Here is a 15,271-nt window from a genome sequence, read left to right on the forward strand (position 1 = left end):
CTTAAAATACCTTTTGAACTTTATTCATATTAAACAGTGAATTAGCTATTCCACCCTACCGTATTATTTTCGCACCATTCGATTATGGCTTTTATGAAAGTATTACCGCAATGCTTTGCAGGAGCAAAATGTGACTGAATCCCGTCATCTAAAATTCGTTGATAAAGAACTATCTTGGTTGTCATTTAATGAACGTGTATTACAGGAAGCTTATGATGTTTCTGTACCTCTCATTGAGCGAGTGAGGTTCTTAGGGATTTTTTCAAGTAACATGGATGAGTTTTTTCAGGTCAGAGTCGCTGCAGTGAGACGAGCGATACTCGTTTCTGGTATCAGTTCTAAACAAATTAAGTACCAGCAATTAATGAACAAAATTCAGGAAAAAGTATTCGACTTACAAGAGAAGTTTGATCAAATTTATCCTGTATTAATGAAAGAGTTAGCCCGCTGTAATATCTTTTTAATTAACGAGACTCAACTGAGTGAGTTTCACAGTGCCTGGCTTAAGAAGTACTTTAAAAATCAATTAAAGCGTCATATAGCCCCCCATATCGTCACCGATGAAAGTGATTTAGTGCAGCACTTAGTTGATGGGACTACCTACTTAGTCGCTAGCCTGCAATCGGGCGATAATAAAGAGTACGCTTTGGTGGAAGTGCCCAATAAGAATGTACCGCGATTTTTAGAACTACCAACTGAAAAAACATCAAAAATTAAACACTTAATATTGCTAGATAATATTATACGTCACTGTATTGATGATTTATTTAGACCTTTTTTTGAGTTCGATACCATTCAAGTTCTCTCAATGAAAATGACCCGAGATGCGGATTACAACATCAGTAATGAGCTTGAACAGACAACACTTGAACGAATGACAAAAGGGATTAAAAAACGTTTAAATGCTCAACCCGTGAGGCTAGTATATGACCGCAATATGCCTGTAGATATGCTAGAAATGCTAAAGTCACACTTGCATATCAGCTCTACAGAGTGTCTTGTGCCGGGCGGCCGATATCATAGCTTCAAAGACTTTATGGACTTCCCCAATCCAAGTCGAAAAAAACTGGTAAACGAGAAGCTTCATCCTATTGATAGCAGTCAATTTTTAGCGTTTGACAACAGTTTTGATGCAATTAGGCATAAAGATATTATGCTTAATTACCCGTATCATAAGTTTTCTCATTTTACTGAATTAGTCAGACAAGCCGCTTACGATCCAGCTGTTAAATTCATTAAAATTAACCTTTATCGAGTGGCGAAGAAAAGCCACATTATGCAGTCACTGATTGATGCGGTTAAAAATGGTAAACAAGTGACCGCAATCATTGAGCTTAGAGCCCGTTTTGATGAGGAATCAAACATTAACTGGACTCGGCGCTTAGCTGAAGCTGGAGTGACTGTGCATCATGGTATTCCGAGTTTAAAAGTCCATTCAAAATTATGCCTCATAGGCCGTAAAGAGCATGGTCAAACCCAGTATTATTGCCACATAGGTTCAGGTAACTTTAACGAAGGAACAGCCCGTTTTTATACTGACTTTTCGTTGTTTACCGCCAATCAAGATATTGCAGGTGAAGTCAAACAAGTTTTTGATTTAATTGAAAGACCTTACCGTAAAGATGAATTTAATCATCTCATCGTCTCGCCTTATAACTCGCGAACACGCTTTTTAAGCTTAATCGATGATGAAATTGCACAAGCTAAACAAAACAAGCCTGCCAGTATTCAGCTAAAACTGAATAATTTGGTGGATGACATCATGATTAATAAGCTATATGAAGCCTCGAATGCCGGTGTCAAAATCACTATGCTTATCCGTGGTATGTGCAGTTTGATCCCGCAAATAACTGGGCAAAGCGACAACATCAAGGTTTATAGTATTATCGATCGTTATTTAGAGCATTCACGGGTGATGTTGTTCCATGCTGGCGGCGAACAAAAACTGTTTATTGGATCCTCTGACTGGATGACGCGTAATATTGACGAACGAATTGAAGTCTCAACCCCAGTATATGATAAGCAGTTAAAACAAATGGTTATTGCTATACTTTCATTGCAATTTAAAGATAATACTAAGTCTAGGGTGATTAATCAGCAGCATGATAATCGCTATAACCCTAGAGGAAACAAACGCAAACTTCGTAGTCAAGTTGCTATTCATCAATACCTTAATAGCTACGAAAAGAAAGTAAAAACTGCATTAGCAGTCAAACATAACAATAAGAACCAAGCAGAATTACCACAAGAGGCTTAAATTGGCTGATGTTATTGCACAAGACTCGCAACATTTTGTCGCTATCGACATGGGGTCAAATAGTTTTCACTTAGTTATTGCACGTGAACAAGACGGGCTTTTGCAAGTGTTGCATAAAGAAAAACGCCAAGTGCAGCTAGCCAAATACCTTGATAATCACAATGTGTTAGCAGAAGTTGCAATCGAAAATGGTGTTCAATGTCTTAAAGACTTTAGTCAGCGTTTTTCAAACTTAGCGAAAGCTCAAGTCAAAATTGTCGCCACACACACCTTACGGGTAGCCAAAAATCGCCAATCTTTTTTAACCGCAGCCCGCAAAGTACTGCCCTACCCAATTAATGTTGTTTCAGGTCATGAAGAAGCGCGATTAATTTATACCGGTATCGCCCACAGCCAAGTGCTTGAACAAAAAAATATAGTTATCGATATTGGTGGTGGCTCAACAGAAGTGATTGTGGGTAATGAAAAACGCGCTAAACACTTAGCCAGTTTAAAATGTGGCTGCGTTAGCTATAACAAACGCTTTTTTGTAAATGGACACCTTACAAAAGAAGCGTTTAAACAAGCTATTCAAGCTGCAGATAAGCAATTTTCAGGCTTAAGCCAAGTTTACTTTAATCAAGATTGGTCACTCGTGTTAGGGAGTTCAGGCTCAGCAAAAGCCATCACGCTCGCCATCAGTGAAGTAACTGATAATGGCAAAGGTATAACCAGTAAAAACCTTTTAGCGTTAAAGAAACACCTCATCAATGTCGGTAGTATCGACAAGCTTGAATTCGAGCTACTAGATGAAAGAAGGATCCCTCTTCTTGCTGCAGGTTTAGCTATCTTAATCAGTTTTTTTCGGCAATTGGGAATTGAACATTTGCAAGCTGCAAAAGGTGCCCTTCGAGAAGGTGTCCTCTATGAGCTTGCCAAGATTGAACAACAAGATGATATTAGGCAACGCACATTATCGAGTTTGGCTCAGCTATATCATGCTGATGTTAACCAAGCATCTAAGGTGACTAAAACTGCTTTAACCTTATTTGAGCAAGTCAGTAATTCATGGCAATTAGCAGATTATCGTTGGTTACTGGAAGGCGCTTGTCAGCTCCACGAAATTGGCATTTCGATTAATTCAAAATCACATCACAAGCACGGAAGTTACATTCTCGAAAATAGTGACTTACCGGGTTTTAACCAGCAACAACAGCAAATGTTAGCCTTGCTGGTAGGCAATCATCGAAAAAAACTAAACTATCCTGCAATGACGATAGCTGATGAGATTCAGCGCCAAGCTTTTACGCGCTTATTAACCCTTCTGCGTCTCGCTGTATTGTTTAATTTAGGCCGAACATCCAGCAGCAACCAACAAATAAAAGTTAAAGCGCAACAAGCAGATTTGACGATTAAGTTTTCGCAGCGCAAAGAGCAGGATAAAGAAGCAATTCAACGCAGCGAGTTATTAATACAAGACTTATATGCCGAACAAAAGAAGTTAGCCACTATAGGGATTAATTTGAGCTTTAAGTAGGTTAAACTTTAACTCATAAGAATGCCCAAAAAAAGTACACGCTATTATTCATAACGTGTACTTAAATAGTTCTTGAATCTTGTTAGGCCTAATTAAAGAGCAGTAATTTGTTAATGCTTAGTAAAAGCAAACTGATATAAAGAGCGCTTTAACTAGCTTTCGTTTTGCGCTTGTTTTTGGGTTTCTTTTTGTTTCCGGCGCTGTGCAATGACTTGTTTTACTTCACTACCAATATGCGCCTCACCACGTTGTTTTGCTAGTTGAACTTGACGTTCACGTTCAATAAAGCGCTGACGTTGCTCATCTGAAATTTTATCAATACAGTGCGGGCAACTTACCCCTTGAACATACGCGTCTGTTTGCATTTCTTCTTGGGTGATTGGCATACGACACGCATTACATTGGTCATAAACCCCTTTTTCAAGCTGATGGTTAACTGCAACGCGGTTATCAAAAACAAAGCACTCACCTTCCCATAAACTTTGTTCAGGCTTGACTTCTTCTAGATATTTTAGGATGCCACCTTCAAGATGATAAACTTCATCAAAGCCTTGCTCTTTTAGATAAGCTGTCGATTTTTCGCAGCGGATACCACCGGTACAAAACATGGCGACTTTTTTGTGTTTATTTGGGTCAAGGTTTTCTTTTACGTACTCAGGAAACTCTCTAAACGTCTCGGTAACCGGATTAACAGCATTTTTGAAGGTGCCAATTTGTACTTCATAGTCATTTCGGGTATCGACTAATAGCACTTCAGGATCAGATATAAGTTGATTCCAATCTTTTGGTTTAACGTAAGTGCCAACCACTTCACGGGGATCAATACCTTCTACACCCATGGTGACAATTTCTTTTTTTAATTTCACTTTGGTGCGATAAAACGGCATGTTGTCATCAAAAGATAACTTGTAAACAATATCAGCTAACCCGTCTTGTGTTGCCAACCATTCAAGAAGCCTATCTATAGCTTGTTGCGAACCAGCTACGGTCCCGTTGATACCTTCTTTTGCCAGCAGTAAAGTACCACGGATTTCAGAGGATTCCATTTTATCTAATAAAGGAGCACGAATCGCTTCGTAATGGGGTAAGGCTACAAATTTATATAAGGCACATACGACAACTTGTGACATGTTTTTCTCCGCTAGCTGAAACTTAATTTCCAGTGCATGTTTAGTGAATAATTAACCGAATTATTGATTCCAATACCGTCTGGCAACCGCAAGATGGTGATCGTCATCAAATAAAAGCGCAGAATTGTACCTTGCTCACAGCATCAAAGCCAAATAAATAAGACTTAGATCACAAATAAAAAATCGCCATCGCAGATTTTAACTAACAATTATCGCCATAAGGACTTAAAATACTGCCAAATGACTCAATACTATGCCCTATAAAGAAGTCTACCCTCATGATTTTATACAGTTTCAGACGTTGTCCTTATGCAATGAGAGCCAGATTAGGCTTGCATTTATCTGCACTCAACCCAGATGTAAGAGAAATTGAACTGCGTAATAAACCCGAAGCCATGCTGGCTGTTTCGCCTAAAGGAACAGTCCCTGTGTTGGTAATTAATGCACATCACGATGTTTCAGCTGGGGAAAGTGAGGACAAAAGTGCTAAACGCGCTGAAAATATATTGGAAGAAAGTCTTGATATTGCCCGTTTTTCTTTATCTAACTACCCTAATAAGTGCTCTGAATACTTATGCGACAATGCTTATATCTCGCTACTTGAATCATTAGATGATGAAAGTACTGAAAAACTGATCAACAAAAATGACATTGAGTTCAAACCTTGGTTAGATAAATATAAATATGCTGACAGGCATCCAGAGTTTGATGAAATATATTATCGCGATCGGGCTTGCGAATTTATTCAGTGCCTAGAAGAACATTTAACTGATAAAAATCAATTAATGGCAGATACACCGACATTTGCTGATTTCGCTATTTTTCCATTTATTAGACAGTTTGCTCACGTCAATAAACCTTGGTTTGAGCAAAGTCCATATCAACACGTTAGACGTTGGCTGACTGCCCACATGGAAAGTGAGTTGTTTAAAGCTGTGATGGTGAAGTATCCATTATGGCTTGATGACACCAATAAACAGACAAGATTAAAATCAGATAGTTAGCTCCATTATTCCAAAAACTCGATAGATTGGTTATTTAATCAACGATAAATCAACCTTTTGTATATATATGCACAAACATCCTTGAATTATGAATAATGACTGCAGTAGTTTATGTCATCTATAAGATGGATTTTATATTGAAATAGCTGCTAAATAGTAAAATAGGATTAAGCTTAAGTTAGTCTTTTTGCAGCGCTCAAGGATGTAGACATGGAACAAATGGATTTGGTTGTACTACTGATCATATTACTGATCATGTTGCACATTATGTTTTGCTATCGCGCAATCACTACTGGGGCTCATATTGACGACGTTAAACGTTATGTATGGGGCACCATAAGCCTATTTTTTGGGCCTCTAGGTTATTACCTGTTTCAAAACCTACTGCCGCTAGACTCGTTAGATCCGAGAGAATAACTTAATAAGTGGCTAACCATCTGTTGAGCCACTTATTATTCACAATTTACTTTCACCTATAAATAACGGGTAAATTGACGGCCTGGTTTTAATGGCTTAACCGGTGCTTTAACTGCTGGTGTACCTATATATAAAAAACCTACGATTTGATCATCAGCATTTAAGCCAAGCGCTTTATTCACAATGTCACTAAATGCAAAACTCCCCGTTCGCCACACAGCACCTAACCCCAACGAAAATGCAGCTTGCTGCATAGCCATCGTGGCGCAACCTGCTGCTATATGCTGCTCTAATACCGGAACTTTAGGATGCTCATGCTGTTTGGTGGCAACCGTAATGACCATTGGTGCGCGATGCGGCATTACTTTTGCCTTCGCTATATAAGCTTCATCTTTGTTTTTAGCTATTGCATCTTCTACAAACGCTTCGGCCAGTTTATCCAAACCATCACCGGTAGCAATAATAAACTCCCAAGGCGTCAATGCTGCATGATCGGGAACCCGAGCCGCTGCGTTAAGGATAAAATCAAGCTGAGATTCACTCGGTGCTGGTAGGGTTAATCGTGGTGTAGATTGACGAGTAAGTAATAATTCTGATGCGTCCAATGGAGTGTCCTTTTTACTGAATTCAGGAAGATATTAACAAAAATCCCACATTAACGTGGAATTTTTTAATCGCATTGTTTTTCAGAAAAGGCAGATTAAGATAAAAATCGTTTGCCAATAAAGTGATCAACACTGGTGTAGCGACCACCGCCAAGCATAAGTAATGCAAGCAACATGAACAAATACGTAATGGCAAACTCAATACCGTTATTAAGTATGACGAAGTTACCTGAGCTCGTCAGCCAGTCATAATTACCATGCTGCTGAAGAATCGACTTGGCTGCCGCCAGCTTTTCTGCGGACGCAGCAACATTATCATTCGCTAACCATGAACTCGCATCCGCTATAGCAAGCCAGCCATTATCAATATGTACAGCAAACGCCGCCACAAACATAGTGAACATCATTGGAATCGCAACTAATCGCGTCGCCAGACCTATTAACAATAAAAATCCACCAAAAAACTCTGTCCCTGCTGCCAACGCAGTCATCACTTCAGGAAAAGGTAAACCCAAGCCCCAGTCTGGGTTACCGAACCAAGCTGCTGTATCGCTAAAGTGTGATAGTTTGTTATAACCGGCTTGCATTAGCACTGGCGCTAAATAAATTCTAAGTGCTAATGGGGCCAAGCCTTCAATATGCTTCAAAAACCCTAAAAATTGTTGGTATAAATTTACCATGTTCATTCCCTTAAATAGTATCTTCTGTCTCACTAGACCTAATACGTAGAAAAAAACTTTCAACTACCACGACTAAAAATGCATTTCACATAGTGGGGTTTATTTAATTTCTTTAGATAAGTCACTAAAATCTTCAATTAATTCAGACATCTTACGAGTAAAATGTTTACGCTGTTTAGCACTTAAACTTTGGTTGATTTTAATAATAAGTTGGCCAAATAATTGGGTATTTTGTTCCACATGTTGTTGATAAGCTGCAGATTTTAATTCATCAGGATTGGTCATTAATAGACGCATTCTTTGTTCAAGTAATGCCGTTTCATCCCGCTGCTCGATTGCAACTTGAAATTGCCTTAACCAATCTAAACGGTACTCTAACCACATATCCAAGGTCGCCACACGTTGTTGATTATATTCAGCAACTAAAGCTGCTTGTTCATCAGATACTGAACCTAACCAATCATCCATACGGTCTTGAAGCTTTTCATTTGATTCGTTAACTAATTGTAGTTGAGTTTTACCTGCATACTTTTGGTTAAGTTCTTGGTTATCTTTCTTGAGCTGAGCAATTAGCTCATCTGCTTGTTCATCACTAAAGCTGGATAAAATCGGTAATAAATCAGGTAACACAAAATTAAAAATACGAAACCAATGTGCTTTAGCGTCAACAACTTGTTGCTGCCACATTTCGGGCGTTAAGGTTTGATTTTCGATGGCAACTGATAAGGATGTTAATTGACTACTGTATCGAACTAACTCATCTTTTTGATGCCAAACCAGAAATTTATCCAGTAATACATCAAACTTTTCTTGCTGCTCATCATCGAAGGTAACGTATTCTTCAACTCGCCACTCGATAGCCCAATCAAGAAAAAAATAACTAAATTTGGTGGAACAACCCGCCAGAAACATCACCAGCAACAATGGAATCAATGACTTTTTCAACTTGCATTCTCCCTAATTAGCGATACTAAATTAAGAATAATAGGCTTATGAGATTAAAGATAGGTATTTGTTGAACAAGATAAAATATGATGCAATTTCTTCATCGTGCTCTTTGGCATCTAACAAGCTCCTGCCTGCCATCATTAACGCCCAAGCTGCAGAATACATCCAAAATATGTTCATCATTTGGAGCATGAATTTTGGCGCATCAACCGATAAATTACGGTGTAATGACAAGTATTGTGATGTTAGTTCGTCCGTTTGTTGTGGTGTTAAAGGATGAGAAGCAATCACCGAGGCGAGATCAAACATCGGATGACTGGTCGCGCAATATTCAAAATCGATGCAAACCAGTTTGTCTTGCTTAAGTAAAAGATTAAAAGGCGTTAAATCACGATGACAAAATTGTGGTGAAATTAAACAAGACTCGGCATCATTAACCCAAACATCCATTTGTGGTTGCATGGCTAATAATTGCTGAAAGTTAGCGCGCCAATCAGCATGATATTGGGTTAATAATCCTGCCTGCTGAGATTGTGCTAGACGAAGTAAATCATCAAGATATATTTGCCACTGCCCTGACAAGCTCACCACTTTGTCGGGTAATGGTAGTGTTATAAGCTGATTGAGTAATTGCAATAGTAATGGGACGGGATCGACGGGGTAAATTGACTGAGTAGGTCTTACAGGCTGGTTAAAACCAAACTCATCGTAAACGGTTGACCAGTCAAATTGCACCTGCTGAATAAACTCACTGATATAAAAACGTTTGTCGTCACTGATCCATAATAATGTGGGCGCAATGGACATCGCCGCGACATTTTTCCAGCAATCGACTTCATTATTTCTATCACACCACTGCGCTATAGATAGGTTATCTCTAACAACCCAATCTTTGCCATCCATGTGCAAATGATAATTCGTGTTACTGAGTCCAGTAGATAACTTTTCAACCCGAGTACATTGTTGGCTAATCAATAATGCTAATGCTGGCGGTAAGGCCTGCTTTAGTGCATTTGGTAGATATTCCCAAGGTTCATCCTTGTTCATAACAATGATTAACAGGCACTTTTATTAAGTGATATGGATGTGACACCATTATCTTGCTGCATTTTTTTACGCCACATGAAGTAACCGCTAATGGCCATAAAGAGATATAAAATCAATAAACCAGACGTTAGCATTAAGCCTTTTTGCAAATATAAATAAATCGACAGCGAGTTAATCACCATCCAGTAATACCAGTTTTCAATCACTTTTTTAGCCACTAAGTAAGTCGTCATTACTGCAAAGCATGTTGTTAATGCATCAAGGTAAGGAAACGATGCTGAGGTGTTATTTGCCATAAGGTAGCCGACAACCAAAGCTATAACAGTAGTCACACCAATAATTATTAGGTGAGTTTGTAATGACCAACTGACAATAGGTAGCTCGGTATTGTCAGTCTCTTTTTGACCGTATCGCCATAGCCAAAAACCATAAACCGCCATCGCCATATAATAAACGTTTAACACCGACTCCATTAATAATGAGACTTTCCAAAACAACACTGTGTATATTGCCGTGCTGACAAACGCCGCAGCCCAGCACCAGATATTCGTTCTCATGGCCAGGACTAAATAGGCGATCGCCAATATAACCGCAATAGCCTCCCATCCGGTCATTGCTGACGCTTCAGATATCGCCGTTTGTATTGGTTGTAAAATCTCATCAAGCATAGTGTTAACTTCTTATTATTTGCTAATACAGCAGTTTTTTAGTTATTCAGTGTGACTTAAATCCAGCTCACCACCGATGAACTTACACACAAATACCGCTTTGCCCCACTTTTGGTGAGCAGCTTCCATTTCTACAGCGAGCATAGACATCACATCTGCATATTCACCACATACTTGGGTGGCCATCGCATTGGTTTTTCTTTCTATATTGCTATAACTGTCTACACGGCCGATAAACCATTTAATGGGATCCAAGTAGTTTTCGTTAAATGGGTACATACTGATTTCAGCAGTTAATTTCATTCTACATTCCTCGATATTACACTAAATTAAATACCGCCATAGTTTAGCAAACTATGGCGGTATTTTACTGTTACATAGCGTAAAACTGTTGTAATTATTAAAGAAATTATCTTCAATAATGACTTATCATTTCTACATAAACTTCACATCTAATGTAATGCCTAATTGACGAGGGTCACCATATCTTACGTATYGCTTGTCGGCCCAATCAAGATCAGGTTCGTTACCGAAGTAAAAACCCCTGACGCCATATTGCTCATCAAATAGATTTCTGCCCCATAAGTATGCTGACCACATTTGAGATTCATAACCAATTCGAGCATTGAAAATAGTATAGGCATCTGACTTAGATTCATTACTATCTGAGTAATAAAAGTCACTTTTACCACTCGCATTTAGGTTAGTAAACCAGCCAGAATCGCTCACATAGCTCATGCCTGCACTGTAAGTAAATTTAGGTGCATGTGCTTGATCTCGGCCCGTTAAATCAATAACGTTGCCATATTTATCATTATATTGATAATCACCATACTCAGTTTCTAACCAACCGACGCTACCATAAAATTGTATATTTTCAGTAGCATAGTAATTAAAGTCAGCCTCGGCGCCATAGTTTTTAGCACTGCCAGCATTTTCTGTGTATAGAATAAAGCGCTGCTGATCATCAGGATCTTGTTGAGATGCTGAAACTTGTTGGTTTTGACGATCCATATAGAACACTGCAACATTGGTTGCTACATCGCCATCAAACCATGTCGATTTCAAACCTAGTTCATAGTTATATAAGGTTTCAGCATCGAACTCTTTTTTGTCGGACAATTCAGGCGGCAATGTCATGTTAAAGCCACCCGCTTTGTAACCTCGAGCAATTCTAAAGTAAGCGTTATGATCATCAGTTAACACTTTAGAAATGGCTAAATGTCCGCCCCACATGTTCTCACTTGGGCTAAACTCATCGCCGTTACTGTCACTGTATTCGCTTTCTCTGCGTTCTAAACGAAGACCTGCAGAAAATACATAACCGTCACCAAACTGAGTGTCGGTTTGTCCAAAAATGGCATAGTTAGTTGCTTCATACTCTGACACTAAGACTTCATCTGGCCAGCCATTGTATTCAGAATATAAGTCATTATCTTCTTGAAGGTTCATGCCATATAAACCCACTAACCAGTCTGTAGAATCATTAAAGATTCGACCTGCATCATTTGAGCTAATGCGGAATTCTTGAGAAATGGTTTTACGATCGCCTTGTTTGTCCCAAGTGTAATCATAAACACATGGTTCAGTACCAATCACAGCCCAATTCTCGTCATAAGCTGGACATTCTTTTGATGCCCAGTAATCAGGGTTAGCCCAGTCACCATCGTAATTATGATGATGGTCTGTTTGTGCATATGAGGTCAATGAGGTTAATTCAAACGTATCGAATTGAGAGAAAATCGCTTTAAAGCCTACACCTGTGGTTTTTTGGCTGTCTACACCAGGTTTGTCAGTAATGGTTTCAAAACCATTATTGTCTAATGTCCATGCATCATAGCCATTGTCAAAATTTGCATGCAGTAAAGTTAAGTCTAATTGGACATTTTCAGCAGCATACCAGCGTAATTTTGCACGAGCGGTAAACTCATCACGGGCATTGGTATCTTCACGCTCAAGATATGTATTATCGCGGTAGCCATTTTGTGAGTGCTGCTCAAGCGATACGCGATATAATAATTTGCCTGAATCACTCAGTGGGCCAGAGCTAAAACCAGAAAATGTTTGTAAGTCATCATCACCAAGTGACACTTGGGCGCCATGCTCAAACACATCCGTCGGATCGTTACTTTTTAAATAAATTAAACCCGCTAATGCATTAGCACCGTATTGGGTACCTTGAGGTCCACGAAGGACTTCAACTTGTTGCATATCGTACATGCTAGAAACCATGCCGATACCCGAGAGGTCGATATCATCAACAATAAAACCAACCGATGAATTAGGGGCACCTTGATATTCTTCTTGCTCACCGACACCACGAATTTGAAAATATTTAGGACGCGAGCTGCCACCAGACCAGTTAAAATTGGCGATTGAATTTAATACGTCTTCGAAATGTTGAGCACCTTCATCTTGTAATTGTTGGCTATCAATGACAGTGACACTCGATGGAACTTTTTCAAGTTCAACACCACTAAAGTCAGCGTTAACAACAATCACTTCCATTTTTTCGGCATTAGGTGCAACACGTTCAATATTTTCAGTTTGAGCGACAGCTGAAGTAGATAAAGCGGCGAGAATGGCAACCGCCAAAGGCGATTTTGATTTAAATAAAGACATAGGACCTCAAATATTCATTTTGAGATCCGGCAAGCATAGTGAATTAGTTTGTGCATCCATGACAAAAATAGCAAGTAAAGCATGCAGCCCATTCCTACGCCGGTATTAGCCGGATCAGGTTCTAAGGGTTTGTCATAAGACATCTCAGTTTACGAAAAAAACGCAAACACCCCTTGGCGAGGCGGATTATAAACGATTCAACTAAAGTGCGACACTATTAGTGAACACTTTTCATTAACTAAATCAATACAAGCTGGCTTCAGAAACAATTGAATGATTAATAAGAGCACAAAATGCGTGATACTAGCACGAAGGCATGTAATAAATTGTGGTATTTAAACCATAAAAAAAACACCCTATTATTGGGTGTTTTATTATGAGTTTATTTAGCGGCCAAATTGGACTCAGTGAGAAGAAAACCAACGGCTAATGAATCACTAAATCATCACCAATTATGCACGGTATGATGCACGTAACGCTCTAAATAAGTGACGTTAGGATTAATTTGAAAACGCTTTTCTCACATACACTTCAAACCGGGTAGCATTGGCATTTGGCGCTAACGCACTCACCTGCATTTGCTGCTTACCGTGTAGTTTTAATGATTTCCAACTCACGCCTTCATCTTCAATAGTAAAGTCGTTTGCATCGTACCAAGTAAATTTATACTGCAGTCTTAAATCAGTAGACACTTTACTTAAAATCAGTGCGGAGCCTTGCAGTAAATCAGCTTGAGTGCGGACTCTGACTTGCTCAATACCAACTTCTCGGGAAAATGAATTATTGTCGACTCGAACAACACCATTAGATCCTGCTGATAATCCAGCGGTGTGATTTGCACAACCAGTCATCAACAAAAATAAGGTTACTATTACGATTGAAATCTTCATCATTTATCCTTTTAACACTGTGAATGTGAATCCCATAGGTATTAAAGCGCTTCACTCATCTTATTATTGATCTAACAAGAAGTGCGCTCTTGCTGTCGCAATAAGCTGTTTTCTGTTTGTTTGCCAACAATTAATACTCACATTTGCAACTCTGCGACCTTGGCGAGTAATTTTACACTCTGCAAACGTATCTTGATGCAAACCTGCTCGTAAATAATCAATTGAAAAATCGATTATTTTTGGCACTTTTTTAGCTTGCATAAACACCATTAGTTGCACGATGGCAGACATTTCCATAAAGCCAGCAATCACACCACCATGAATGGCAGGTAAAATAGGATTACCGATATTGTCGTCTTTAGCGGGTAATTTAAACACCATTTCATCACCAAAGCGATTAACACTCATGCCGATGAATTGTGTATAAGGCACTTTCGCCAGTAAATAACTGTAATCGTTTAAGTCTATTGCTCGTTTTACAATATCATGGACATTAATTTCTGCCGCCACAATATCAGTAAGACTTGCCTGAGTAGTTGCTTCTTTAGTAAGTGTAGTCCCATTCTCAGTCGCTAACTCATTGACCTTGATATCTGATTCCCCCATTAATGCCTGACGAAACTCTTCCCCCACCATTTCAGGGCTAATACGCATAAAGGAACCAACAGCATGAGCAATGGGATCATCAATACTGTCTTGATAAGCAATTGCACGAGTAAAAGCAACATTAGAGGATAAACGATAGCACTCTGCAAAAGCGAAAATAGGCTTATCTGGCTCTGCAGGTTTCATATAATCAACCCGCAAATCTAACGTGGGTGATATTTCTAATGATTGATATTTTTCTAAAATCGCACTGACCACTGCCGTACCAGACGCAGTATCAATTAACGTAGTGACGACACCACCATGAATAACACCAGTATCAGGATCGCCAATAATGTCCTGACTATATGGCAACTCTAACAGTACATGGTGCTCACTGGCTTCAAGAACCGAGATTTGTAAACGACGACAATGTGCTAACTGGCCAACAAAACGCGTGGCCACTTCAGTTAACGGGAAAAACTCACTGTTTATTTTCATTAATGGCTACTTAGTCTTTACGGCTTAACATTGGGCCAAGTGGCTTACCGCCCACCAAATGCATATGAATATGGTAGACCTCTTGGCCACCATGCTTATTACAATTCATAATTAACCGATACCCGTCTTCGGCGATACCAGCTTCTGCAGCTAGTTTGGCTGCAACAGTCATCATACGTCCGAGTGCAAGCTCATCTGACGCTTTAATGTCATTAGCTGTCGGAATTAAGTGATTTGGAATGATTAAAATATGCGTTGGCGCTTGAGGGGAAATATCACAAAATGCAGTGACCAACTCGTCTTGGAATAAAATATCCGCTGGGATTTCACGACGAATAATCTTACTAAAAATGGTTTCTTCGGCCATGTGTCATCATCCTTTTATTATGCGTTAGTTAACG

15 protein-coding genes and 1 riboswitch are annotated in these 15,271 nt (G+C 39.2%); of the genes, 4 read left to right on the top strand and 11 right to left on the bottom strand.

Annotated features, from left to right (window positions below; all coding sequences use genetic code 11):
* The first annotated feature begins 130 nt into the window (after nt 1-130).
* Nucleotides 131-2,257 (top strand): polyphosphate kinase 1, encoded by a 2,127-nt coding sequence (gene ppk1, locus A9267_RS03855; protein ID WP_065108297.1) that lies wholly within the window; start codon nt 131-133, stop codon nt 2,255-2,257.
* A gap of 1 nt (nt 2,258) precedes the next feature.
* A complete protein-coding gene (locus A9267_RS03860; protein ID WP_231919041.1) occupies nt 2,259-3,773 on the top strand; it encodes a Ppx/GppA phosphatase family protein in 1,515 nt (504 codons plus the stop codon).
* Nucleotides 3,774-3,925: 152 nt separating this feature from the next.
* On the opposite strand, the gene trhO is transcribed toward A9267_RS03860, so the two are convergent.
* Nucleotides 3,926-4,903 (bottom strand): oxygen-dependent tRNA uridine(34) hydroxylase TrhO, encoded by a 978-nt coding sequence (gene trhO / locus A9267_RS03865; protein WP_065108298.1) that lies wholly within the window; start codon nt 4,901-4,903, stop codon nt 3,926-3,928.
* 278 nt (nt 4,904-5,181) lie between these two features.
* Between trhO and A9267_RS03870 the strand changes: the two genes are divergently transcribed.
* Both A9267_RS03870 and A9267_RS03875 read left to right on the top strand, forming a co-directional pair.
* The gene (locus A9267_RS03870) at nt 5,182-5,907 is read left to right on the top strand and encodes a glutathione S-transferase (RefSeq protein ID WP_065108299.1); all 726 of its coding nucleotides are present in this window, start codon (nt 5,182-5,184) and stop codon (nt 5,905-5,907) included.
* 210 nt (nt 5,908-6,117) lie between these two features.
* The gene (locus A9267_RS03875) at nt 6,118-6,324 is read left to right on the top strand and encodes a hypothetical protein (RefSeq protein WP_055024395.1); all 207 of its coding nucleotides are present in this window, start codon (nt 6,118-6,120) and stop codon (nt 6,322-6,324) included.
* A 56-nt stretch (nt 6,325-6,380) separates the two neighbouring features.
* Here the strand turns inward: A9267_RS03875 and A9267_RS03880 are convergent, their stop codons facing one another.
* From A9267_RS03880 to hinT, 10 genes are all read right to left on the bottom strand, one after another.
* Nucleotides 6,381-6,929 (bottom strand): NAD(P)H nitroreductase, encoded by a 549-nt coding sequence (locus A9267_RS03880; protein ID WP_055024394.1) that lies wholly within the window; start codon nt 6,927-6,929, stop codon nt 6,381-6,383.
* Nucleotides 6,930-7,024: 95 nt separating this feature from the next.
* The gene (locus A9267_RS03885) at nt 7,025-7,615 is read right to left on the bottom strand and encodes an HvfX family Cu-binding RiPP maturation protein (protein ID WP_055024393.1); all 591 of its coding nucleotides are present in this window, start codon (nt 7,613-7,615) and stop codon (nt 7,025-7,027) included.
* Nucleotides 7,616-7,708: 93 nt separating this feature from the next.
* The gene (locus A9267_RS03890) at nt 7,709-8,554 is read right to left on the bottom strand and encodes a DUF6279 family lipoprotein (protein WP_065108300.1); all 846 of its coding nucleotides are present in this window, start codon (nt 8,552-8,554) and stop codon (nt 7,709-7,711) included.
* Nucleotides 8,555-8,599: 45 nt separating this feature from the next.
* On the bottom strand, nt 8,600-9,604 hold the full coding sequence (locus A9267_RS03895) for a phosphotransferase (RefSeq protein WP_065108301.1): 1,005 nt from the start codon (nt 9,602-9,604) through the stop codon (nt 8,600-8,602).
* An 8-nt stretch (nt 9,605-9,612) separates the two neighbouring features.
* Nucleotides 9,613-10,272 carry a nicotinamide riboside transporter PnuC gene (gene pnuC / locus A9267_RS03900; protein WP_065108302.1) on the bottom strand — a complete coding sequence of 220 codons (660 nt, stop codon included), beginning with the start codon at nt 10,270-10,272 and terminating at the stop codon, nt 9,613-9,615.
* Between the two features lie 42 nt (nt 10,273-10,314).
* Nucleotides 10,315-10,575, bottom strand: a complete 261-nt coding sequence (locus tag A9267_RS03905) for a YkoF family thiamine/hydroxymethylpyrimidine-binding protein (protein ID WP_055024389.1) — start codon at nt 10,573-10,575, stop codon at nt 10,315-10,317.
* A gap of 132 nt (nt 10,576-10,707) precedes the next feature.
* Nucleotides 10,708-12,894, bottom strand: a complete 2,187-nt coding sequence (locus A9267_RS03910; protein WP_065108303.1) for a TonB-dependent receptor — start codon at nt 12,892-12,894, stop codon at nt 10,708-10,710.
* A gap of 74 nt (nt 12,895-12,968) precedes the next feature.
* Nucleotides 12,969-13,078, bottom strand: a riboswitch (TPP riboswitch).
* A gap of 316 nt (nt 13,079-13,394) precedes the next feature.
* Nucleotides 13,395-13,787, bottom strand: coding sequence for a YcfL family protein (locus A9267_RS03915; RefSeq protein ID WP_080915507.1), 393 nt, complete (start codon nt 13,785-13,787; stop codon nt 13,395-13,397).
* Between the two features lie 60 nt (nt 13,788-13,847).
* Entirely contained in the window at nt 13,848-14,870 is a 1,023-nt protein-coding gene (locus A9267_RS22255) for a PaaI family thioesterase (protein ID WP_080915506.1), read from the bottom strand.
* Between the two features lie 10 nt (nt 14,871-14,880).
* A complete protein-coding gene (gene hinT / locus A9267_RS03930) occupies nt 14,881-15,237 on the bottom strand; it encodes a purine nucleoside phosphoramidase (protein ID WP_065108304.1) in 357 nt (118 codons plus the stop codon).
* Between the last annotated feature and the right edge of the window lie 34 nt (nt 15,238-15,271).

The organism is Shewanella sp. UCD-FRSSP16_17, from assembly GCF_001675935.1.
Classification (GTDB): Bacteria; Pseudomonadota; Gammaproteobacteria; order Enterobacterales; family Shewanellaceae; genus Shewanella; species Shewanella japonica.

Coding starts and splice junctions, on each gene's coding strand:
- trhO (WP_065108298.1), bottom strand. CDS start 4,903: ATGTCACAAGTTGTCGTATGTGCCTTATATAAATTTGTAGCCTTACCC.
- A9267_RS03870 (WP_065108299.1), top strand. CDS start 5,182: ATGATTTTATACAGTTTCAGACGTTGTCCTTATGCAATGAGAGCCAGA.
- A9267_RS03875 (WP_055024395.1), top strand. CDS start 6,118: ATGGAACAAATGGATTTGGTTGTACTACTGATCATATTACTGATCATG.
- A9267_RS03885 (WP_055024393.1), bottom strand. CDS start 7,615: ATGAACATGGTAAATTTATACCAACAATTTTTAGGGTTTTTGAAGCAT.
- A9267_RS03895 (WP_065108301.1), bottom strand. CDS start 9,604: ATGAACAAGGATGAACCTTGGGAATATCTACCAAATGCACTAAAGCAG.
- pnuC (WP_065108302.1), bottom strand. CDS start 10,272: ATGCTTGATGAGATTTTACAACCAATACAAACGGCGATATCTGAAGCG.
- A9267_RS03905 (WP_055024389.1), bottom strand. CDS start 10,575: ATGAAATTAACTGCTGAAATCAGTATGTACCCATTTAACGAAAACTAC.
- A9267_RS03915 (WP_080915507.1), bottom strand. CDS start 13,787: ATGATGAAGATTTCAATCGTAATAGTAACCTTATTTTTGTTGATGACT.
- A9267_RS22255 (WP_080915506.1), bottom strand. CDS start 14,870: ATGAAAATAAACAGTGAGTTTTTCCCGTTAACTGAAGTGGCCACGCGT.
- hinT (WP_065108304.1), bottom strand. CDS start 15,237: ATGGCCGAAGAAACCATTTTTAGTAAGATTATTCGTCGTGAAATCCCA.